At 72.5% G+C, this 22,219-nt stretch carries 16 protein-coding genes; 14 read left to right on the forward strand and 2 right to left on the reverse strand.

Going from position 1 to position 22,219, the window contains the following annotated elements:
• Positions 1-160 precede the first annotated feature (160 nt).
• From ACH4TG_RS26410 to ACH4TG_RS26420, 3 genes are all read left to right on the forward strand, one after another.
• Positions 161-676 (forward strand): hypothetical protein, encoded by a 516-nt coding sequence (locus ACH4TG_RS26410; protein ID WP_398245001.1) that lies wholly within the window; start codon positions 161-163, stop codon positions 674-676.
• Positions 677-680: 4 nt separating this feature from the next.
• Positions 681-1,706, forward strand: coding sequence for a peptidase (locus tag ACH4TG_RS26415; protein ID WP_398245002.1), 1,026 nt, complete (start codon positions 681-683; stop codon positions 1,704-1,706).
• A 192-nt stretch (positions 1,707-1,898) separates the two neighbouring features.
• A complete protein-coding gene (locus ACH4TG_RS26420) occupies positions 1,899-2,543 on the forward strand; it encodes a hypothetical protein (RefSeq protein ID WP_398245003.1) in 645 nt (214 codons plus the stop codon).
• A gap of 119 nt (positions 2,544-2,662) precedes the next feature.
• On the opposite strand, the gene ACH4TG_RS26425 is transcribed toward ACH4TG_RS26420, so the two are convergent.
• Positions 2,663-3,295, reverse strand: coding sequence for a TetR/AcrR family transcriptional regulator (locus tag ACH4TG_RS26425; protein ID WP_398245004.1), 633 nt, complete (start codon positions 3,293-3,295; stop codon positions 2,663-2,665).
• Positions 3,296-3,370: 75 nt separating this feature from the next.
• Between ACH4TG_RS26425 and ACH4TG_RS26430 the strand changes: the two genes are divergently transcribed.
• Positions 3,371-4,084, forward strand: coding sequence for a carboxymuconolactone decarboxylase family protein (locus ACH4TG_RS26430; protein WP_398245005.1), 714 nt, complete (start codon positions 3,371-3,373; stop codon positions 4,082-4,084).
• Positions 4,085-4,241: 157 nt separating this feature from the next.
• Here the strand turns inward: ACH4TG_RS26430 and ACH4TG_RS26435 are convergent, their stop codons facing one another.
• Positions 4,242-6,263 carry a beta-galactosidase gene (locus ACH4TG_RS26435; RefSeq protein WP_398245006.1) on the reverse strand — a complete coding sequence of 674 codons (2,022 nt, stop codon included), beginning with the start codon at positions 6,261-6,263 and terminating at the stop codon, positions 4,242-4,244.
• Positions 6,264-6,994: 731 nt separating this feature from the next.
• Here ACH4TG_RS26435 and ACH4TG_RS26440 point away from each other — a divergent pair.
• From ACH4TG_RS26440 to ACH4TG_RS26485, 10 genes are all read left to right on the forward strand, one after another.
• Positions 6,995-8,656, forward strand: coding sequence for an ABC transporter substrate-binding protein (locus ACH4TG_RS26440; protein ID WP_398245007.1), 1,662 nt, complete (start codon positions 6,995-6,997; stop codon positions 8,654-8,656).
• Between the two features lie 5 nt (positions 8,657-8,661).
• Positions 8,662-9,705: an ABC transporter permease gene (locus tag ACH4TG_RS26445; protein WP_398245197.1), complete on the forward strand. Its 1,044-nt coding sequence runs from the start codon at positions 8,662-8,664 to the stop codon at positions 9,703-9,705.
• A gap of 6 nt (positions 9,706-9,711) precedes the next feature.
• Positions 9,712-10,611: an ABC transporter permease gene (locus ACH4TG_RS26450; protein WP_398245008.1), complete on the forward strand. Its 900-nt coding sequence runs from the start codon at positions 9,712-9,714 to the stop codon at positions 10,609-10,611.
• Between the two features lie 103 nt (positions 10,612-10,714).
• Positions 10,715-11,785: an ABC transporter ATP-binding protein gene (locus ACH4TG_RS26455; RefSeq protein WP_398245009.1), complete on the forward strand. Its 1,071-nt coding sequence runs from the start codon at positions 10,715-10,717 to the stop codon at positions 11,783-11,785.
• Positions 11,782-12,912 carry an ABC transporter ATP-binding protein gene (locus ACH4TG_RS26460; RefSeq protein ID WP_398245010.1) on the forward strand — a complete coding sequence of 377 codons (1,131 nt, stop codon included), beginning with the start codon at positions 11,782-11,784 and terminating at the stop codon, positions 12,910-12,912. Before ACH4TG_RS26455 ends, ACH4TG_RS26460 begins: the two co-directional genes overlap by 4 nt.
• Positions 12,912-13,952, forward strand: coding sequence for a LacI family DNA-binding transcriptional regulator (locus tag ACH4TG_RS26465; protein ID WP_398245011.1), 1,041 nt, complete (start codon positions 12,912-12,914; stop codon positions 13,950-13,952). The genes ACH4TG_RS26460 and ACH4TG_RS26465 overlap by 1 nt, the downstream gene beginning before the upstream one ends.
• A 141-nt stretch (positions 13,953-14,093) precedes the next feature.
• A complete protein-coding gene (locus ACH4TG_RS26470) occupies positions 14,094-15,695 on the forward strand; it encodes an FAD-dependent oxidoreductase (RefSeq protein WP_398245012.1) in 1,602 nt (533 codons plus the stop codon).
• Positions 15,696-15,797: 102 nt separating this feature from the next.
• The gene (locus tag ACH4TG_RS26475; protein ID WP_398245013.1) at positions 15,798-17,990 is read left to right on the forward strand and encodes a glycoside hydrolase family 3 N-terminal domain-containing protein; all 2,193 of its coding nucleotides are present in this window, start codon (positions 15,798-15,800) and stop codon (positions 17,988-17,990) included.
• A gap of 33 nt (positions 17,991-18,023) precedes the next feature.
• Positions 18,024-19,715 (forward strand): right-handed parallel beta-helix repeat-containing protein, encoded by a 1,692-nt coding sequence (locus ACH4TG_RS26480; RefSeq protein ID WP_398245014.1) that lies wholly within the window; start codon positions 18,024-18,026, stop codon positions 19,713-19,715.
• Positions 19,716-19,874: 159 nt separating this feature from the next.
• Entirely contained in the window at positions 19,875-22,157 is a 2,283-nt protein-coding gene (locus ACH4TG_RS26485) for an FAD-dependent oxidoreductase (RefSeq protein ID WP_398245015.1), read from the forward strand.
• The last annotated feature ends 62 nt before the right edge of the window (positions 22,158-22,219 follow it).

Here is a 22,219-nt window from a genome sequence, read left to right on the forward strand (position 1 = left end):
GGGGCTCGCTCCGACTGAAATGTGGTCCTTCGTGTGGCGGAGTGCGGCGCGCGTCGGCTTGTGTGAGCAGGCCGCGCCCGGTTGTCTGCGTCGCGTCAGCCAGCACGTCCGCCGTCGGCCAGCACGTTCGCTGGCGGACGCGGCTACCTCGGGAGATACCGTGCGCGCACGAAGCCTGTCTGTCGCGGCCGCAGCCGCCGCACTCGTCCTGGTCCAGCCGGGCCTCGCCGTCGCGGCGGACGACCCCTCCACCACGGTCACGTACACCGTCACGTCCGGTGCGCTGACGCTGTCGGTACCGGCCAGCGACGACCTCGGCTCGGGAGCGCCCGGCACCGCGATCAGCGGGGCGATCGGTCCCGTGACCGTCACCGACGATCGCGCTCTGGCCTCGGCCAGTTGGTCGGTGACCGCGGCGGAGACGGACTTCACGAACGGTGCGTCGACGATCCCCGCCACCAGCGCCGGCTACGATCCCGGGACGATCACGACGACCGGTACCATCACCGCCACCACGACATCCGTGACGCTGAGCAGCTCCGCGCAGGTCGTCGTCACCGGAAGCGACGGAGTCGCAGCCAACACCGCGACCTGGAACCCGACCGTCACCGTTCACGTGCCGGCCAGCGCCGTCGGCGGGACCTACACCGGAACGCTCACCCAGTCCGTTGCCTGACGGAATGAAGGGCGCGCGCCGGTACTGGGTTCTCCTGGTGGTGCTGGCCTTCGTGCAGGCGGCCGGGGCGATGCCGGCGGCGGGGGCGCCCAGGGTGTCCTCCGCCCAGCGCCCGGCCGGGGGCCGGACCATCGGTATCAAGCTGCTCGACGCTCCGGAGAGCCGCCGCGCGGATCCCAGGGCACACGCCTACATCATCGACCACCTCGCGCCCGGCGCGACCATCGAGCGGCGGGTGGAGGTCACCAACGAGTCGTCCACACCGCTCCACGTCGACGTCTACGCCGCGGCGGCCACCATCGCCCAGGGGAAGTTCACCTTCGCGGCGCAGCGCACCCCCGACGAGCTGACCGGCTGGACGTCACTCGACACCGCCGACCTCGAACTGGCGGCCTCCGCAACAGCGCGGGTACACGCCACGATCCGGGTACCCAGGGACGCGGCCGCCGGGGAGCGGTACGGCGTCATCTGGGCGCAGACGGCCACCGGCACGGACCGTTCGCACACTCTGACGATGCTGGGCCGGGTGGGCGTCCGCATGTACATCGATGTCGGTCCCGGTGGTGAGCCGCCCTCGGACTTCACGATCGAGCGGCTCTATTCCACCCGAGCCCGCGACGGGAGGGAGGAGGTCCGCGCCCGGATCCACAACACGGGGGGCCGCGCCCTGGACATCAGTGGGGCACTCTCCCTCTCCGACGGGCCGGCCGGACTGCGCGCCGGACCGTTCTCGACCGCCGAGTCGGGCACCACGCTGGCTCCGGGTGACCGTGCGGAGGCGGTCGTCCCGCTGGATGCACGGCTGCCGGACGGCCCCTGGACCGCGGCGCTCACCCTCAGGAGCGGCCTGGTCGAGCGCACCACGCGCGCCACCGTCACCTTCCCGACGACGTCCGGTAGCGCCGGAACGGTCGCGGCGTCGGCCGCCCAGCAGGGGCGCTTCTCCACCCCTGTGATCACCGGGCTCTCAGCCCTCGTCCTCGTCGCCCTGTGCCTTCCGCTCTCCAGGTTCCTCCGGCGCCGCCGGTGACCACTCCCGCCGAGCCTCGCCCCCGCAGCACCTCACGATGAGTGTCCACGGCTTGCTATCGACGATTGGGAAGTGGAGATGTCGCTGTTCAGGCATGGGAAAGGGCGGGCTGGAGCAGGCCCCGGCACGGGAGGCACGCGCGGCATGGTTCGATCGCGGCTGAGGGCGTGCGCCCGCACGTCGGGAACGGTCGTGACGGCCAGGCTGGCCGTCCTGGCGATCGTCGTGGCCGCGGCCTCGGCCGCCACGGTCCAGCGCGCCTACGTCAACGACGGGACGGCGCCCGTGACGGACGCCTTCACCACCACCCGCCTCGCCGAACCCCGTGGCACCGCCGCCACCGACCCCGGCGGCACCGCGGGCACCGGCAGTACCGACAGCACCGACCTCACGTTCACCGTCATTCCGGTCCGCCACCCCTCCCTGACCATCCGCAAGCATCACGCGGGCACCTTCGTCCAGGGCGAGGACGGCGTTTACACCATCGCCGTGGGCGACGTCACCGCGGGCGGCCCCACCAACGGCACCACGGTCACCGTCCACGACATCCTCCCCACGGGTCTTCGGGCCGAACGGATCACCGGCGGAGGATGGCACTGCACTCCGGCCGCCCTCACCTGTACCCGCAGCGACGTCCTGCCTGCCGGGCACCGCTACCCGCCCGTCACCCTGAAAGTCGACATCTCCTGCAACGCCCGTGCGCGGGTCACCAACACCGCCACCGTCACCGGAGGCGGTGACACCACCACCCGCACCACCACCGACACCACCACGATCAAGCACCACGGCCACGACCGCGGCGGGCCTCATGACCGCTGCGATCGCCACGACCACTGACAGCACTCAGCCCGCGTCGTCGTGCGGGCGGCCGAACCCCCGTAGGGCAGGCGCAGTCCGGCGCGCCGATGCGCGGCGAACCGGGCGGAGTCTCCGCCCGGATGGTCGCCGGCACGTTCTCAGCGGGGTGGGAGGCCGACGAGTTTGACGAGGAAGCGGTCGATCTGGGCATCCAAGGGAGGCCAGGGCAGGTCGGGTTGGTTGACGCGGAGGGACACGGCGCCGTGGACGGCGGTGCTCAGGTCGAGGGACACGGTCTTCGCGTCGCCGGCGGGCGCCAGGCCGGCGTCCATGCAGCGGCGGATCGCCGCGGTCGTGCGCCGGGACATCTCGTCCTTGAACGACATGTCCGTGCGCCGGTTGAGGGCACTCTCGTGCAGCACCTTGTAGAGCCCCGGATGTGCATGCGACCACGTGCCGAGCACCGCCGTCCGCGCGCGCAGCGCGGCCACCGGGTCGGCGGCGCCGGACTCCGCGTCGTCCACCGCGCCCAGCAGATCGGCGAAGCACTGCTCCAGCGCCGCCAGCACCAGCGCGTCGCGGTCGGCGAAGTGGATGTAGACGGAGGTCGCGGCTATGCCCACCTCGCGGGCGACCGCCCGCATCGACAGCGCCTGGTCGTCGGCGAGTTCGTCCAGCAGCCGCAGTGCCGCCGAGACGATCTCGACGCGCAGCCGCTCGCCCTGACCGCGCGGATTGCGGCCGCGCGGCGCCGTGTTGCGTGCGGTTCGGGCCGGAGTGGTCGCGTCCATGGTCGGCCATTGTAGGGGGAGCCGGCGTAGGGCTACAGTCGTAGCCTTACAGCTGCTCACTCAAGGAGAGCCGTCATGACACTGCCCACCCAGGCCACGGTCAGGGAACTCGACCCGGTGTTAGCGGAGATGGCCGCCGCGACCTTCCGACTCACCAGGTCCTCGGGGAAGTTGACGCCGCGCGAGCTGAGCGTGGTGAACCTCGTGGCCGACGTCTGCGAACAGGTCCTCGGTATGACGTTCGCCCTGCACGTGCGGGCCGCCCTGGACAGCGGCCTCGACGCCGACGACCTGCGCGAGTTGCTCCGCTTCATCTCCTACGACAGCGGCTACCCGGCCGCGCTGGCCGCCCTGGAGCGGCTGGCCGAGGTCGAGCGCGACCACGGCCTGCCCGGGCCGACCGGACAGGGCCACGAGGTGAACGCGGACGGCACGGGCAGCCCCCTGCCCGAGGCGATGCGCGCCGAAGTACGGGCCCTCGACCCGGACTTCGCCGAGTACATGGACCTGCAGTCACGGATGCGGGGCGGCATGTCCAGGATCAGCGTCCGCGAACGGGCCTTCGCCACCCTGACGGTGGACGTCCTCTACCAGACCCTCCAGGAGAGCTTCCGCGCCCACGTCGGCCGCGCGCTGGGCGCCGGGGCGGCGCCCAGCGAGGTCCGCGCCGCTGTCCGCGCCACGGCGCCGTTCGGCATGACCAGGACCTGGCGGGCCCTGATCGTCCTCGACGCCCTGCTGCCCGACCTGGAGGGACGGCCGGGCACGCCGTCGGCCGCGGGCAGCTGACCGCGCCGCCGTCACCGCGCGGACCGGCAGCGGCCCTGGACCGCTTCCGGTCCGCTGCCGGTCCGCGCACCGTGACCGCACGACCGCCACGACCCGCCACGACAGCGCCCCGTACCAACGGCACTGAGGCGCTTCGGCCGGGGCCGGACCGCGTTCCTCATCCCTCTCCCCGGGCGCCCACTTCCTCGACCACCGCCACCTCGCCCGCCGGAACGGTGAACGTGCCCGGCGAGCGGGTGCCGGTCAGCAGCTCGGTTCCTGCCGCGCGCACCTGCGCGGGCCGGTCGGTGTGGTTGACGGCGAAGAGCCAGGAGCGGCCACCCGGCCCGGCCCGGCGGGTGATCTCCACGCCGTCGCCGGCCCCTTGAGGCGGCGGCGTGCAGCCGGCCTGTGCGGCCCAGCGGGGAAGCAGCCGCAGCAGGGAGGCGCTGTCGGGACGGGTGGCGAGGTAGCGGGCAGTCCCGCGGCGGAGCACGGCCGGGCCGCCGGCCGCAGGACCGTCGCGGAAGCGGGCCTCCACCTCGGTGCCGTCGTCCGGGACGACGCGTTCCGCCCAGATGGTGCCGGTCGAGCCGTCGTCCAGGCCGACGGATGCTCCGGCCGCGAGCGGAAGGTACTCGTCGACCCGCAGGCCCAGCATGTCCCCAAGGGCGCCGGGGTAGGGCCCGGGGTGCAGCCGGTCGTCGGGGTCCACGACGCCGCTGAACGGGCCGACGACCACGTGCCCGCCGCCTGCGGCGTACTCCTCCAGGGCGCGGGCCGTCGAGGTGGACAGCGCGTACAACGAGGGGACCAGCAGGAGCCGTTGGCCGCCCGGGGCCGGGACCATGTCGCAGGCAAGGCCGGCGGTCCACAGCGCGCGGTGCCAGGCGCGGAGCGCGTCGCCGCAGGTCAGGTCGGAACTCGGCCGGTCGGGCAGTTCCAGTGCCCACATGGCCTCGTAGTCCAGGAGCAGGGCGATCTCCGCCGGAGGGCAGGTGCTGCCGGCGATGTCGGCGAGCCGGGACACGGAGGCGCCGAGGGCCCGGGCCTCGCGCCAGATCCGGGTGTCCTCGCCGCCGTGCGGAAGCATCGCCGAGTGCCACTTCTCCGGGCCGTACGCGGACTGCCGCCACTGGAAGAACAGCGCCCCGTCGGCGCCGCGGGCGAGATGGGTGAGGCTGTTGCGGGCCATCTCGCCGGGGAGTTTGGCGATGTTGCGGGGCTGCCACTGCACCCCGGACGTGGAGTGCTCCATGAGCAGCCAGGGCCGCCCGCCGGCCAGCCCGCGGGTGAGGTCGGCGGCGAAGGCCAGGTCCGCGGTGCGGTGGGGGTCCTCGGAACCGAGGTAGTGGTCGTTGGAGACGATGTCGACCTCGCGCGCCCAGCGCCAGTAGTCCGACCACCGCAGCGCGCTGGCCATGAAGTTGGTGGTGACCGGGCGGCCGGGGGAGTGGGCGCGCACGATGTCGCGCTCGGCGCGGAAGCAGGCCAGGTGCTCGGCGTCGCTGAAGCGGAAGAAGTCCAGCCACAGGCCGGGGGAGAGGCGGCTGGTACTGGTGCGCGGGGGAGTCACCTGGTCCCAGTCGCTGTAGCCCATGCCCCAGACGCCGGTGCCCCAGCGGTCGTTGAGGGCGTCCAGGTCGTCGCCGTACGCGGTGCGCAGCCAGGTGCGGAAGGCGAGCGCGGAAGTATCGCAGAAGCAGTGGGCGTTGGCGTTGGCGTACTCGTTGTTGACGTGCCACATCACCACCGCGGGATGCTCGCCGTAGCGCTCGGCGAGGCGGCGGGTGACGAGCGCGGCGCGTTCCCGGTAGACCGGCGAGGAGGGGCAGTACGCCTGGCGCGAGCCGGGTGCCAGGGTCCGCCCGTCGGCGGTCACCGGCAGCGACTCCGGGTGGGCGTGGGAGAACCACAGCGGCGGCGCGGCGGTCGGGGTGGCCAGGTCGACGGCGATCCCCGCCTCGTGCAGCAGGGCGACGGCCTCGTCGAGGCCGGAGAAGTCGAAGGCGTCCCGCCGGGGCTCGATCCGCGACCAGGCGAAGACGCCGAGCGAGACCAGGTTGACGCCCGCCTCGCGCATCAGGCGGACGTCGTCCTTCCATGTCGCCCTGTCCCACTGCTCGGGGTTGTAGTCGGCGCCGTAGGCGGGGCGCGGGATCCGGCCCCATACGGAATGCGGCTCGTCAGGTCGCGGCATGCGCAGGCTCCTGAATCCTGGAATGCGAAGGGTGCGGGGGAGCGGGAACACAGGGAAAGGGCTCACGGAAGGGGACGCGCCCTTGCACGGGGGGAGTTGAGCGGGGCCGGTGGAGGCACCGGGCCGGCCCCGCCCAGGTCGTGGGCCGGATGGGCTTTCCCCGGGTGCTGCTGCACGGTAGGCCGCAGCCGGCGGCCACCGCACCCGGGGGAAGTTCCAAGGCGGGAAAGGGAGTTGAGGGCGAAACCGTTGAACGAACCCGGGAACGGATCCGGGAGGGGGTCCGGACAAGTGGTCCGGGATCCGGCAGGAATGCCGTGGGAATTGCTGCGCACGCCCTTCGCGATACGGCGCCGAGCGAGGCTGATCGGGGCCTGGCCATGACGACAGGCGCTGAGGGATGCATCAGCCGGTGCGCCAACCTAGGGCGGATTCCGCCGGGGTGTCAACGTGGCTGAACCCTCCGCCCGTTCCGCGTTCCGCGGCCGTCCGGCACGGCCGGCGCGGGGCTCGCAGGTGGAGCACGGTGGCGGTCCCTCACGAACTTCCTCGCGTCTTCCGGGTGGCCGGAAAATCTCCCCGACACAGTCTTGACGCGTACTTGCAACGTGCGTACGTTCCCTGGTCATACGTAGAAGCAGAGGCCATGACAACGCACCGCACTCTGCTCATACGTATGCGCACCCCTTGCCCGCGCCGTGTCGCCACCCACGAGGAGCCAGGAGTCAGCCATGTCCACCAGAAGAGCCTTCATCGCGCGTGCCGCCGCCGTGGCCGTCGCCATACCGCTGGGAGCGAGTGCCTGCAAGGGGGGCACGGCCGCCTCGGGTAGCGGCGGCAAGGCCACCGGTACGCTGGTCTTCGGGAAGACCGACGGCGGGACGACGTTCATCCGCAACTACAACGTCTTCGGCCCCGCCATCCAGAAGTCGCCCAACGCCGAGATGATCTACGAGACGCTGGCGCGGATCGACTACAGCGACGGCGCCAAGGTCAAGCCCTGGCTGGCCAAGAGCCTGGAGTTCGACACCACGGGCACCACGCTCACCGTGAAGCTCCGCGACGACGTGACGTTCTCCGACGGCAGGCCGATGACCGCCGACGACGTGGTCTTCTCGCTCAACATCCCGCTGAAGGACGCCAGTTTCAACATCGGCGGCACCACGTACGACCGCGTCGCCAGGCAGGACGCGTCCACCGTCACCGTGCACTGGCCGCACCCCGCGTTCAGCGAGCTGAGCCAACTCGCCTCCGCCCAGGTCCCGGTGGTGCCGGCGCGCCTGTGGAGCGGCAAGGACCTCAAGAGCTGGACCAACCCCGACCCGGTCGGCACCGGTCCGTTCACCCTGGACCGGTTCGCCCCGCAGCAGATCACCCTGCGCGCCCGGAGCGACTACTGGGGCGGCCGGTTCGCCATGAAGCAGCTCAAGATCATCCCGACCAACGGCGACGCCCTGCGGGCGCAGCTGGTGCGCGGCGACGTGGACTGGGCGCTCGCGGCCTGGGGCAATGGCGAGCAGGAGTACGCCGCGAAGGACCCGCAGCACCACCTGTACCAGAAGTACGCCACCGGCGGCGCCTACTCCCTGTTCTACAACACAGCCCAGGCCCCGTTCGACGACGTCCATGTGCGGCGGGCGCTGGCGATGACGATTCCGCGCAAGGACATCGTCGCCACGCTCCAGCGGCCGGGCACGGAGGCCGGGCCGACGGGGCTGGTCGACCAGATCTACCGCGACGTGATCCTTCCCGAGTACCGGGGCAAGGTGCAGCAGGTCGACGCCGAGGGCGCCAAGAGGGAACTGGCGCTCAGCGGTTACGAGGTCAAGGGCGGCAAGCTGGTCAAGGACGGCAGGTCCTTCGCCCCGAAGCTGTCGTTCAACCAGGACTTCGGGTGGGACCCCTACGCGAACATGATGATCCGCAGCTGGCAGCAGCACCTGGGGATCAACGTCAAGCCGGTCGGCGCACCCGGCGCCAACCTCTACGAGCAGCAGCAGACCGGCGCGTTCGACCTCACCATCAGCACCTCCGGCGGGGCCGGGGTCGCCGGCGTCTACAGCGCGCTGAGCAGCCGGGCCTACCGCCCGCTCGGCCAGATGGCCGCGACCAACTTCGGCCGGTGGAAGGACGCGGCGACCGACGCCGCGATCGGCAAGCTGCTGTCCTCAGACGACCCGGCCGTCGAGAAGGGCGCCGGCGAGCAGATGCAGCGGATCGTGGCCGAGCAGGTGCCGTTCAGCCCGATCTACAACAGCTACTGGTTCGTGCTGATCAACGCGATGCACTGGACCGGCTGGCCGAACCCCGACCACTTCTCCTACGTGCCCTTCCCGGGCCTCGGCCCCGACACCACCCTCACCCTGCTGAACCTGAAGCAGGCGGGCAAGTGACCGCGATAGCCGCCTCCGCCGCACCCGCGGCACGCCGGGCCAGGGTCCCCCGCCGCTGGGGATTCCTGCTGCGCCGGCTGGGGTTCTACCTCGCCGCCACCTGGTCGGCGATCACCCTGAACTTCTTCCTGCCCCGGATGATGCCCGGCGATCCGTCCGCCGCGATCGTCGAGAAGCTCCAGACCGTCAGCGGCCAGCAGATGTCGCCGAGCGCCATGGAGTCCATCCAGAAGGTCTTCGGCAACCCCAACGCGGGCATCGGCCGCCAGTACCTCGACTACCTGGGCCAGTTGGCGCACTTCGACCTGGGCATCTCGATCAGCAACTACCCCACTCCGGTCACCAGCCTGCTCCGGCAGAGCCTGCCGTGGACCATGCTGCTGGTCGGCGTCACCACGGTCATCGCGTTCGTGCTGGGCACCGGCATCGGCGCGATGGCCGGCTGGAAGGCGGGCAGCCGGTTCGACGCGGTCGTCAGCCCGCTCACCACGTTCGTCTCGGCCGTCCCCTACTTCTGGATGGCGCTGCTGGGCCTGTGGTTCTTCGCCTTCCAACTGGACTGGTTCCCGCTGTCCGGCGGCTACAACGCCGACCTGTCGATCGGCTTCTCGCCGTCGTTCCTGCTCAGCGTGCTCCACTACGGCGCGCTGCCCGCCGCCACCATCGTCTTCTCGGCCTTCGGCGGCTGGCTGCTGGGCATGCGCAACATGACCGTCACCACCGTCCGCGAGGACTACGTGCTGCTCGCCCAGGCCAAGGGCCTGTCCGGCCGCCGGGTGATGCTCCGCTACGCGGCCCGCAACGCGGTCCTGCCGAACTTCACCGGCTTCGCCCTGGCGCTGGGCCACGTCGTCGGCGGCGCCCTGCTCACCGAGGTCGTCTTCAACTACCCGGGCATCGGCTACCTGCTCTACACCTCCCTCCAGCAGCGCGACTACCCCGTGATGCAGGGCGTCTTCTTCCTCATCACGCTGACCGTGCTGCTGGCCAACCTGCTGGCCGACTCGGTGTACGTCCTGCTCGACCCGCGCATCAGGGAAGGGGGGTGACGGGAGTTGCGCACCGCGTTCCTCCGCAGCTGGAAAGTCCGCATCGGCCTGGGCATCCTCGCCTTCTTCGTCCTGCTCGCCGTGTTCGGCCCGTGGCTGACGCACAGCGTGCTCGGCCTGGACCCGCGCGCCAACGACACCACCGCCATCTCCCGGTCGCCCGGCGGCGGACATCCGCTGGGCACCAACCAGTTCGGGCAGGACATGCTCGCCCAGGTCGTCGCCGGCGCCCGCGGCTCGATGTACGTCGGCCTGCTCGGCGCGGTGGTCGGCACGGCGATCGCGATCGTGGTCGGGGTACCGGCCGGGTTCTACGGCGGCAAGGCCGACGCCGCCCTGAACTTCCTCACGAACCTGTTCCTCGTCATGCCCACCCTGCCGCTCATCATGATCGTGGCCGGCTACCTGCAGGGCACCGGACTCACCACCATCGCCCTGATCATCGGCTTCTTCGGCTGGTCGGGCGGGGCGCGCACGCTGCGCGCCCAGGCGATGAGCATCGCGAACCGCGACTTCGTGCGGGCCATGCGGATGCTCGGCGAGCGCGGCCGCCGGCTGGTCTTCGCCGAGGTGCTGCCGCACCTGACCGGCCTCATCGCGTCGATGTTCCTGCACGCGATGATCGGCGCGGTGATGGCCGAGGCGGGCCTGGCGTTCCTCGGCATCTCCGACTCCTCGGCGATCAGCTGGGGGACGATGATCCAGGGGGCGCAGCAGCAGAGCGCCGTCCTGCGCGGCCTGTGGTGGTGGTTCGTGCCGCCCGGCCTGTGCATCGCCCTGATCGGCACCGCGGCCGCCCTGGTCAACTTCGGCATCGACGAACTGGCCAACCCCAAGCTGCGCACCGTCCGCCCGGTGCCGGTGCGGCGGGCCAAGCAGCCGGCGCGGGCAGGGGGTGCCGCGTGACGGCCGCGTATCCGGCGCCCCCGCGAGCCGCGGCGGCCTGGCCGAAGCCCCCGCGACGAACGACCCGTTCCACCACGACCGCCCGGCCCGGAAGGGGAGCCCGATGACCGTCCAGGCAGAGCTGCACCGCCCGTCACCGATCCCCGCGGGCCAGGCCGTCCTGGAAGTCCGCGGCCTGACGGTCGAGTACGCCACCGGCGGCGACCCGGTGCGCGCCTGCACCGACGTCTCCTTCACGCTGCGCCGGGGAGAGATCCTCGGCGTCGCGGGGGAGTCGGGCTCCGGGAAGTCGACGCTGATCACCGCCCTGACGCGGCTGCAGCGCCCGCCGGCCGTCACCACCGCGGGGGAGATCCTCTTCCACGGCAGGGACGGCGCACCGCCGGTCGACCTCGCCGGACTCGACGGCCGGCAGCTGCGCCGCTACCGGTGGACGGCGCTGTCCATCGTGCTGCAGTCCGCGATGGACGCGCTGAACCCGGTGATGCGCGTCGGCGCCCAGTTCGCCGACGTGCTGCGCGCCCACGACCGCACCCTGAACAAGCGGGGCGCGTGGGCGCGGGCGGCCGAACTGCTCGCCCTGGTCGGCATCTCCGCCGACCGGGTCCGCGACTACCCGCACCAGCTGTCCGGCGGGATGCGCCAGCGCGCCGCGATCGCCCTGGCCCTGGCCTGCCGGCCGGAGCTGGTGGTGATGGACGAGCCCACGACGGCCGTCGACGTGGTCATGCAGCGGCAGATCCTCGCCCAGGTGCTGCGGCTGCGCCGGGAACTGGGCTTCGCCGTCGTCTTCGTCACCCACGACCTGTCGCTGCTGCTGGAACTGGCCGACCGCATCGCCGTGATGTACGCCGGCCGCGTCGTCGAGGTGGGCGAGGCGGCGGCCATCTACGGCGCGCCCAGGCACCCCTACACCCAGGGCCTGCGCGACTCCTTCCCGCCGCTGCGCGCCCCGTTGCGCAAGCTGAACGGCATCCCCGGCACCCCGCCCGACCTGCGCCGCCTTCCGGCGGGCTGCCCGTTCCATCCGCGCTGCCCGCGGCGTACGGACGGCTGCGACGAGCGCCTGCCCGCGCTGCTGCCGGTGGGCCGCGGACCCGGGCACGAGGCGGCGTGCCTGCTCAACGAGAACGACGGCCAGAACGCCGGCGAGAACGGAGGCGACACCCGATGAGCAAGCCCATGGCCGAGGCCGCGTCCGCTCCGGACCGCGCGGCCCCGGAGGCCGAGGCGGCCGAGGCACCGGAGTACGTCCTGGAGGCGCGGGACGTCTCCAAGCACTTCACCGTCCGCGGCGCGCTCGGCCGCACCTCCGTGGTCCGCGCGGTCGAGGACGCCACCGTCCGCCTGAGGCCCGGCCAGATCCTGGCGCTGGTCGGGGAGAGCGGCAGCGGGAAGACCACCCTCGCCCGGATGCTGGCCCGCTTCCACGAACCGACGCGGGGCGAGATCGTGCTGCGCGGCGAGCCGTTGAGCGGCAGCAGGCGGGCGCGGCGGACCTACCACTCCGAGGTCCAGCTGATCTTCCAGGACCCGTTCGGTTCCCTGAACCCGCTGCACCGCGTCCGCTACAACCTCGACCGGGCCCTGCGGCTGCACCATCCGCAGCTGTCCGCGGCCGAACGGGAGGAGCGGATGACACAGCTGCTGGAGCGGGTCAGCCTCACCCCGGCCGCGGAGTTCGCGGCGAAGTTCCCGCACGAGCTGTCCGGCGGGCAGCGCCAGCGCGTCGTCATCGCCCGCGCGCTCGCGGTGGAGCCCAAGGTCCTGCTGGGGGACGAGCCGATCTCCATGCTGGACGTCTCGATCCGGCTGGAGATGCTCAACCTGCTGCAGCGGCTGCGCACCGAGGACGGCCTGGCCCTGCTGTACATCACGCACGACATCGCCAGCGCCCGCTACCTGTGCGACGAGATCGCCGTGATGTACGCAGGCCAGATGGTGGAATCCGGGCCAAAAGAGGACGTGATCGCGTCCCCGCAGCACCCGTACACCAAGCTGCTCATAGAGTCCTCCCCGGACCCCGAGCGTGGCGTCGGAGACCGCGAGGTCTTCTTCGCGGGAGCCGACGAGCTGGGCGAGCCGCCCAGCCTGATCGATCCGCCGGCAGGCTGCCGGTTCCACCCCCGCTGCCCCTTCGCGATGCAGGAGTGCCTCGACCAGGCCCCACCGCGTACCGAACTGGGCGGCGGGCACTGGGCGACGTGCTGGCTGCACGCCAAGGGCCGGGCCGGGGAACTGGCCGACACGACACATGCCGCGGCGACCGCTGCCCGGCGGGACGCGCTTCAGGGGGCGTGATGACAGTACGACGGCGCGGCAAGGCGCCCAGCCAGGCAGATGTGGCGCGGCTCGCCGGGGTCTCCCAGTCGGCGGTGTCCCGGGTGATCAGCGGCAACGCGGCGACCGCCCGGATCCCGGAGGAGACCCGGCGGCGGGTCTTCGACGCCGTCAAGGAGCTGGGCTACGTCGCCAACCCCGCCGCCCGGGCCATGCGCAAGCAGCGCAACAACCTGCTGGGCGTCCACACCTTCGAGCGCGTCTTCCCGCACGCCCGCGAGGACTTCTACTTCGAGTTCCTCCTCGGGATCGAGGAGCGGGCCGAGGAGAGCGGCTTCGACCTGGTGCTGTTCACCTCCACCGGAGCCGGCGGCGACGGCGAGCGCAAGATCTACCGGGGCGGCACCAACCGGCTGAACCTGGCCGACGGCAGCATCCTGCTCGGTGTGTCGACCGATCGCGGCGAACTGGCCCGGCTCTGGTACGAGGGGTACTCCTTCGTCCACATCGGCCGCCGCGAGGTGCCCGGGGCGGAGATCCCGCAGATCATCCCCGACTACCGGTCGGCGAGCGGGCAGATCGTCGAGCGCCTCGCGGACTACGGCCACCGGCGGTTCGGCTACGTGCGCGACTGGCTGGAACTGGAGCCGTACGCCGACCGCCGCACCGGCTACGCCGAGGCCGTCCGGCGGCTGGGGCTGACGGACACCTCGCCCGGCCACCGCGGCAGGCCCGACATCGACGAGGCATGGCTTGACGAGGTCGCGGGCGGCGCCGCGACCGCGATCGTGGTGGAGAGCGTCCGGCTCGCCGAGGCCCTGCGCGACCGGCTCGCCGCCCGCGGCCGCAAGATCCCCGACGATGTGTCCGTCGCCGTCCTGGAGGCGGCGCCGGCGGACCTCGCCGGGCAGTGGGCCTCGCTGGAGATCCCGCGCAAGGAGATCGGGCGCATCGCCGTGGACCGGCTGCACGCCATGCTCGACGACCCCGATCAGCGGGCCGAGAGCCTGCTGGTGCCGTGCCCGCTGATCGCGGGCACCAGCATCGCGGCGGTGAGCTGACAAGGGCGGCCGACCGGCACGCACGCAACGCAACGGGCGGCGTCCGTCGGTCACGGCTGCCCTGAACACCCCCCGGCACGGCCACCGAGCCGGAACCGACCGTTCCGACCGGCAGAACCTGTCACAAGGAGTCCCTGGGCAATGGCAGAGATACGTTCCGAGATCCTCGTCGTCGGCGGCGGCCTGGGCGGCGTGGCGGCCGCGCTCACCGCCGCACGGCTCGGCCGCACCGTGGTGCTCACCGAGCCCACCAACTGGCTCGGCGGCCAGCTCACGGCCCAGGCCGTGCCACCCGACGAGCACCCCTGGATCGAAGGCCCGGCCTGCCCGCCCGGCTACGCCGACCTGCGCCGCCGGGTGCGCGACTACTACCGGCGCAACTACCCGCTCACCACCGCGGCGGCGCAGGACCCCCGGCTCGACCCGGGGCTCGGCGTCGTCAGCCGGATGTGCCACGAGCCGCGGGTGGCCGCGGCCGTCATCGAGGAGATGCTGGCGCCGTGGCGGGCCTCCGGGGCGCTCACGGTGCTCACCGGGCACGAGCCCGTCGCCGCGCACACCGAGGGCGACCGCATCGAGGCGGTCACGCTCGCCGACCGGCGCGACGGGCGCAGGGTCACCGTCCACGCCTCCTACGTCGCCGACGCCACCGAACTCGGGGACCTGCTGGAACTGGCCGGCGTGGAACACGTCATCGGCGCCGAGGGCCGCGACGAGACCGGGGAGCCGCACGCGCCCGCCACCGCCGACCCCCTCGACCAGCAGGCCGTGTCCTGGTGCTTCGCCCTGGAGCACCGGCCCGGCGAGGACCACGTCGTCGACCGGCCGGACTCCTACGACCACTGGCGCACCACCACCGCCCCGTTCTGGCCCGGCCCGCAGCTCTCCCTCACCGACGTCGTCCCGATCACCCTGGAGGAGCGCACCTGGACGCTGATGGGCGCCGACCGCGAGGCGGGCCAGCACTTCGACCTGTGGCAGTTCCGGCGCATCCTGGCCCGCGAGCAGTTCGCACCCGGGGCGTTCGCCTCCGACCTCACCGTCGTCAACTGGCCGCAGATCGACTACTGGGAGGCGCCGCTGCTCGGTGTCGGGGCCGAGGCGCGGCAGCAGGCGCTCCAGGCCAGCCGCGACCTGTCGCTGTCGTTCCTGCACTGGCTGCAGACCGAGGCGCCGCGCCCCGACGGCGGCACCGGCTATCCGGGCCTGCGGCTGCGCCCCGACGCCACCGGCACCGCCGACGGCCTGGCCAAGACCCCCTACATCCGCGAATCCCGCCGGATCAAGGCCGAGTTCACCGTCCTCGAACAGCACGTCGGCGTCGAGGCGCGGCCCCAGGGCGCCGGCAGCGAGATCTTCCCCGACACCGTCGGCCTCGGCAGCTACCGCATCGACCTGCACCCCTCCACCGCCGGCCGCACCTACATCGACATCGACTCCTACCCGTTCCAGATCCCGCTGGGCGCCCTGATCCCGGTCCGGATGGACAACCTGCTGCCGGCCAACAAGAACATCGGCACCACCCACATCACCAACGGCTGCTACCGCCTGCACCCCGTGGAGTGGGCCATCGGCGAGGCCGTCGGCGCCCTCGTGGGATTCTGCCTCGACCGGGCGCTGCCGCCCCGCAAGGTCCGCTCCGACCAGGCCCAACTCGCCGATTACCAGCGGCTGCTCAGCCAGACCCTTGGTATCCGGCTGGCCTGGCCGGAGGCGGTCCGCACCCGCGCCGACGAACGATGAATCCGGGCCGCCGCCCCGCAACGCCCCCGCACACCCCACCCGTTCGCCAACGAGCCGGTACCCCACAGCGGTTCGCCACCCCCAGCAGCAGGAGAACCGCCCATGCCGCACGAACCCCGCAGCGACGACCACGAGTCCCGGATCAAGGACCTTCTCGGCCGGATGACCGTCGAGGAGAAGCTCGGGCAGCTCCAACAGCTCGCCTGGGCCTGGAACACCGGCCCCGGCGGGGGCGGCACCGCCGACGTCGAGGCCGCGGCACGCAAGGGCCTGCTCAGTTCGGTGCTCAACGTCGTCGGCGCCGCGAACAGCAACGCCCTGCAGCGGATCGCCGTCGAGGAGTCCCGTCTGGGCATCCCGCTGGTCTTCGGCCTCGACGTGATCCACGGGTTCCACACCACGTTCCCCGTCCCCCTCGCCCAGGCCGCCGCCTTCGACCCGGCCGTGACCCGGACCGACGGCGAGGTCTCCGCGGCCGAGGCGCGCTCCAACGGCATCCACTGGACGTTCTCGCCGATGATGGACGTCACCCACGAGCCGCGCTGGGGCAGGATCGCCGAGAGCACCGGCGAGGACCCCTACCTGGCCGCGCGCTACGCGGTCGCGAAGGTGCGCGGCTACCAGGGCGGCGACCCCTTCGACCTGTCCGCCCCGGACCGGGTGGCCGCCTGCGCCAAGCACTTCGCGGCGTACGGCGGCGCCGAGGGCGGCCGCGACTACAACACCGTGGACGTCTCCGAGCAGCGGCTGCGCAACCTCTACCTGCCCCCGTTCGAGGCCGCCGTCGAGGCGGGTGCGGCCACCGTCATGGCCGCCTTCAACACCATCAGCGGCGTGCCGGCGCACGCCAACGCGCACACCCTGACCGGCATCCTCAAGGAGGACTGGGGGTTCGACGGGGTCGTCGTCAGCGACTGGACCGGCGTCCAGGAGCTCATCGCGCACGGGAACGCCGCCGACGAGGCCGACGCCGGGCGGCTGGCCCTGTCGGCCGGGGTGGACATGGAGATGGTGTCCACCACCTTCGCCGACCACGGCCGCAGCCTGCTGGACTCCGGGGCGTTGGCCCAGGAGCGGCTGGACGACGCCGTGGCCCGCGTGCTGCGGCTGAAGCTGCGCCTCGGCCTGTTCGAGCGGCCGTACGTCGACGAGTCGGCCGCCATCACCGGCCCGAGCACCCGCGCACGGGCCGCGGCCCGCGAGGCGGCCGGACGCTGCATGGTGCTGCTGAAGAACGACGGCGGCGTGCTGCCGCTGGACCCGGCCGCCGTCCGTTCGCTGGCCGTCGTCGGCCCCTTCGCCGACAGCGGCGACCTGCTGGGCACGTGGTCGCTGCCCGGCGCCCCGGAGGCGGTGCCGGTCCTGCAGGGACTGCGCGACGCGCTGCCGGACGCCGCCGTCACCCACGCCCGCGGGGTGCCCGCGGAGGGCCCGGACACCTCCGGCATCGCGGAAGCCGTCGCCGTGGCCGCGGCGGCCGACGCGGTCGTCGTGGTGGTGGGGGAGCCGCCCGCGGTCAGCGGCGAGGCGGCGGTCCGCAGCGACCTGGGACTGCCCGGCCGGCAGGAGGAGCTGGTCGCGGCGGTCGCCGCGACGGGCACGCCCTGCGCGGTGGTGCTCGTGGGCGGGCGGCCGCTGACGATCGGCGCATGGGCGGACCGGGTGCCGGCGATCGTCATGGCCTGGCACCCGGGCATCGAGGCGGGCCCGGCCGTCGCGGACGTGCTGACCGGGACCGTCGTCCCCGGCGGCAAGCTGCCCGTGACCTTCCCGCGGACGGTCGGCCAGGTCCCGCTGTACTACAACCACGAGCGCACCGGCCGCCCGTACGACCCGGCCGCGCCGCAGGAGAAGTACGTCTCGAAGTACCTCGACGTCGCGGACGGCCCGCAGTTCCCCTTCGGCCACGGCCTGAGCTACACCACCTTCGCCCTCGGCGTCCCGGCGCTGAGCCGCGAGCGGATCCCGGCCGGCGAACTGCAGGCCGGCGCCACCGTCGAGGTCGCCGTCCCTGTGCGGAACACCGGCGCCCGCGACGGCGAGGAGGTCGTCCAGCTCTACGTCCAGGACCCCGCGGCGAGCATCGCCCAGCCGGTCCGCCGGCTGCGCGGCTTCCGCCGGATCCGGCTGGCCGCGGGGGAGGAGCGGACGGTCCGCTTCACGCTCGGGGCCGGCGACCTCGGCTTCTGGACGAACGACCCGGCCGGGGTCCACACCGTGGAACCGGGCGAGATCCACCTGCACACCGGCACCAGCTCGCACACCCACGCGCGCCAGACCCTCCTGATCACCTGATCAGAAGGAACACCCATGTAGTGAGGGAGAACCATGAGAGCAAAGGCGCTCGCCATAGCGGTCGTACCTGTGGTCCTCGGCTGCCTGCCCGCCGGCACCGTCGCGGCGCACGCCGCGACGGCGACCTACTACGTCTCGCCCACCGGCAGCGACAGCAACAGCGGTCTGTCCCCCAGCCAGGCATGGAAGACGATCGCGAAGGTCAACGGCTCCACCTTCCCGCAGGGAAGCACCCTCTCCTTCCAGGGCGGGCAGACCTTCACCGGCTGCCTGGTCCTCAACTCCGCCAACGTGCCCTCCTCGTCCGCCTCGACGCCGTTCCTGGTCACCTCCTACGGCACCGGGCAGGCCACCGTCAGCTCCGACTGCTCCGGCGACTACTCGGCCGCGGTCACGGCCGACAACGTCAGCGGCTTCCAGCTGGACGGCCTGAAGCTGGTCAACGGCTCCAGCACCGCGGCCGGCGTCCTGCTGGAGAACCAGGACGGCGCCGCCGCCACGCAGGGCCTGACGGTGAGCAACTCCGACATCTCCGGGTTCGCCACCCCGACGGGCAGCAGCAGCTCGTTCGGCGGCGAGATCATGATCCTCGGCTACGCGGTCAACGGGCACAGCGGACCGCTGGACAACGTGGTGGTCCGCGACAACCAGCTGCACGGCGCGAGCGTCACCGCGCCGGACGGTCCCGGCGTCTACGGCTGGGGTTCGGGGGAGAACATCACCGACGTCACGGTGGAGGGCAACACCGTGTACAACCTGGGCATGGGCGCCAAGGACGCCGGTGCCGGGATCACGGGCGACGGCTGGGACGGCGCGGTGATCCAGCACAACGTCATCCACGACGTGGGCGCCAACGTGACCTCGTGCGGCGGCGCGAGCGGCATCGAGACGTACACCTCGAACAACGTCACCGTCCGCTACAACGAGGTCTACAACGTCCAGCCCTCCCCGGCGTTCACGGCCGGCTGCGACTGGGACGGCATCGACCTGGACGGCGGCACGACCAACTCGGTGGTGGAGTACAACTACACCCACCACAACGCCGGCAGCGGCCTGCTCGCCTACACCTCGACCGTCGACTCGAAGGTGTGGGGCCCCAACACCTACCGGTACAACGTCTCCGAGAACGACGACTGGGGCAAGATCCAGGGCGGCCTGATGGACGTCGTGCCCGGCGCGCCGAAGAACGCGCTGTCGATCTACGGCAACACCTTCTTCACCAACGTCGCGCAGAGCACGAAGTCCACTGCCAGCGCCTGCTTCAACTTCGGCTACAGCGCCGGGACCTGGGGCAGCGGGTCGCTGGTCGCGGACAACATCTGCCACCTGGCCGACCGCGACCAGTACGGCCACCCCGGCCAGTTCTACTACAACGCCTACGGGCAGACCGGCATGACGCTGTCGCACAACCTGTACTACACGGCGGGCTCCCCGACCTGGCGCTGGGGCGGCACCACCTACAGCACCTTCGCCGCCTGGCAGGCCGCCGGCCTGGAGACCGGCCCGGTCTGGGGCGACCCGCTGCTCACCTCGCCCGGCTCCGGCGGCACCTGCGCCTGGACGCCGTCGTCCGGCACCGGGCCGCAGCCGTGCCCGTCGGCGTACACGCTGAAGTCCGGTTCCCCGGCGGCCGGTTCGGGAGTCGCCGTGTCCGGCAACGGAGGCGTGGACTACTACCAGGACGCCATTCCCGGCACCCCGAACATCGGCGCCGACGCCGGCTGATCCCCGCCCCCACGGCAGCCGGGCAGTGCCGCACGCGACGTGCCGCACGCCGGCCCGGCGCGGCGCCACGGCCGCATCCATCCGACCCCGCAAGGCCGTGGCGCCGCACACCGTGCGGCCCCCCTCATCCCGTCCGTTCCCGAGGAGCGACGAAGCGACATGACCACCCAGCACCCTCTTCTGGCCACCGAACCCGCCCGCGACAGCCGCGACTTCCGCACCGAGCAGATCGGCGCCGACCTGGTGATCGTCGGCGGCGGCATGGCCGGCACCTGCGCGGCCGTGACCGCCGCCCGGGCCGGCGCGCGCGTCGTCCTGGTCCAGGACCGGCCCGTGCTCGGCGGCAACGCCTCCAGCGAGATCCGGCTGTGGGTCCTGGGCGCGACCGCCCACATGTTCAACAACAACCGCTGGTCGCGCGAGGGCGGCGTGCTCGACGAGATCCTCGTGGAGAACATGTACCGCAACCCCGACGGCAACGCCGTGCTGTTCGACACCGTCCTGCTGGAGAAGGCCGCCGCGGAACCCGGCATCACGCTGCTGCTGGACACCGCGGCGATCGCGGTGTCCAAGGACGGCGACCGGATCGGCTCGGTGACCGCCTTCTGCAGCCAGAACTCCACCCGCTACGAGCTGACGGCGCCGCTGTTCTGCGACGCTTCGGGCGACGGCGTGCTCGGCTATCTCGCCGGCGCCGCCTACCGGATGGGCGCGGAGTCAACCGAGGAGTTCGGCGAGCTGTTCGCGCCCGAGGAGTCGTACGGCGGGCTCCTCGGCCAGTCGATCTACTTCTACAGCAAGGACGTGGGCAGGCCGGTGACGTTCGTGCCGCCGGCCTACGCGCTGGACGACATCACCCGCATCCCGCGGTGGCGCAGCTTCGACACCACGGTCCAGGGCTGCCGGCTGTGGTGGATCGAGTACGGCGGGCGCCTCGACACCGTGCACGACACCGAGGCGATCAAATGGGAACTGTGGAAGGTCGTCCACGGCGTCTGGAACCACCTGAAGAACTCCGGCGACTTCCCCGAGGCGGAGACCCTGACGCTGGAGTGGGTCGGCCTGATCCCCGGCAAGCGGGAGAGCCGCCGCTTCGAGGGCCTGTACATGCTCCGCCAGCAGGACATCGTCGAGCAGCGCCCCCACGAGGACGCCATCGCGTCCGGCGGCTGGTCCCTCGACCTGCACCCGGCCGACGGCGTGTTCAGCGAGCACCCCGGCAGCAACCACTTGCACGCGCGCGGGGTCTACCAGGTCCCCTACCGCTGCCTGGTCAGCCGCGACGTGGGCAACCTGCTGCTGGCGGGCCGGATCATCAGCGTGAGCCACGTCGCGTTCGCCTCGACCCGGGTGATGGCCACCTGCGCCCAGATCGGGCAGGCCGCCGGCATGGCCGCCGCGCTGTGCGCCCGCGACGGCCTGCTCCCCGCGGACCTGACGGAACCCGGGCGGATGCGCGCCCTCCAGCGCGAACTCCTGCGCGCCGGCCAGCACATCCCCGACCTGCGGCTCGACGACCCGGACGACCTCGTGCGGCAGGCCGAACTCAGCGCGTCGAGCGAGCTGGCCGTCGCCGAACTGCCCGGCGACGGGCCCGCGGTGCAACTCGACCACGCACGCGCCCAGTTGCTGCCGCTCCCCGCGGGCCGCCTGCCGCAGCTGACGCTCACCGTCGACGTCGCCGCGCCCACCACCCTGCGGGTCGAGATCCGCACAGGCAACCGGCCGCAGGACTACACGCCCGACGTGCTGCTCGCCGCCCAGGACTTCGACCTCGACGCCGGTGACGGGCAGCGGATCACGGTCGACGTCGACGCGGTGGTCGACGAGCCGCGGTACGTCTTCGTGGCGCTCCTGCGCAACGACGACGTCGCGGTGCGGACCACCACCCGCCGCGCCACCGGCCTGCTCGCCGTCCGGCACGCGTCCACCCAGGACGCGGACGACGCGGTCGGCCGGCCCCGGGTGGAGTTCTGGACGCCGGAACGCCGCCCCGGCGGGCACAACCTCGCGCTGACGATCGACCCTCCGGTCCGGGCGTGGACGGCCGCCAGCGTCCGCAACGGCCACGCCCGGCCCACCGCCCACCCCAACGCGTGGGCGGCCGCGTACGACGACCCCCGCCCCACCCTCCGTCTGCGCTGGCCCGAGCCGCGCCGCATCGGCCGCATCGACCTGGCCTTCGACACCGACTTCGACCACGCCATGGAGTCGGTGCTGTGGGACCACACGGAACGCGCCGTGCCGTTCTGCGTACGCCACTACGTCGTGCGCGCCGGGGACCGCGTCGTCGCCGAACGCACGGACAACCACCAGACCCGCGGCACCCTCACGTTCGACGAGCCCCTGGAGACGGACGAGCTGTCCGTCGAGGTCGTGTCGACGCAGGGCGACGCCCCGGCCGCGATCCTCGACGTCCGCTGCTATCCGCCGGCGCCCTGACCGCGGCCGCGGCCGGAGGAGGGGGCCGGATCCGGGTGGGCACGTGCCCTTCGCCGCGGGCG

The organism is Streptomyces sp. NPDC020917 (assembly GCF_044333795.1).
Classification (GTDB): Bacteria; Actinomycetota; Actinomycetes; order Streptomycetales; family Streptomycetaceae; genus Actinacidiphila.

Bases quoted from the DNA above. Each gene is read 5' to 3' on its own strand.
- ACH4TG_RS26425 (WP_398245004.1), bottom strand. From the start codon at position 3,295: ATGGACGCGACCACTCCGGCCCGAACCGCACGCAACACGGCGCCGCGC.
- ACH4TG_RS26470 (WP_398245012.1), top strand. From the start codon at position 14,094: ATGGCAGAGATACGTTCCGAGATCCTCGTCGTCGGCGGCGGCCTGGGC.
- ACH4TG_RS26460 (WP_398245010.1), top strand. From the start codon at position 11,782: ATGAGCAAGCCCATGGCCGAGGCCGCGTCCGCTCCGGACCGCGCGGCC.
- ACH4TG_RS26465 (WP_398245011.1), top strand. From the start codon at position 12,912: ATGACAGTACGACGGCGCGGCAAGGCGCCCAGCCAGGCAGATGTGGCG.
- ACH4TG_RS26435 (WP_398245006.1), bottom strand. From the start codon at position 6,263: ATGCCGCGACCTGACGAGCCGCATTCCGTATGGGGCCGGATCCCGCGC.
- ACH4TG_RS26455 (WP_398245009.1), top strand. From the start codon at position 10,715: ATGACCGTCCAGGCAGAGCTGCACCGCCCGTCACCGATCCCCGCGGGC.
- ACH4TG_RS26475 (WP_398245013.1), top strand. From the start codon at position 15,798: ATGCCGCACGAACCCCGCAGCGACGACCACGAGTCCCGGATCAAGGAC.
- ACH4TG_RS26480 (WP_398245014.1), top strand. From the start codon at position 18,024: ATGAGAGCAAAGGCGCTCGCCATAGCGGTCGTACCTGTGGTCCTCGGC.
- ACH4TG_RS26415 (WP_398245002.1), top strand. From the start codon at position 681: ATGAAGGGCGCGCGCCGGTACTGGGTTCTCCTGGTGGTGCTGGCCTTC.
- ACH4TG_RS26430 (WP_398245005.1), top strand. From the start codon at position 3,371: ATGACACTGCCCACCCAGGCCACGGTCAGGGAACTCGACCCGGTGTTA.
- ACH4TG_RS26440 (WP_398245007.1), top strand. From the start codon at position 6,995: ATGTCCACCAGAAGAGCCTTCATCGCGCGTGCCGCCGCCGTGGCCGTC.
- ACH4TG_RS26485 (WP_398245015.1), top strand. From the start codon at position 19,875: ATGACCACCCAGCACCCTCTTCTGGCCACCGAACCCGCCCGCGACAGC.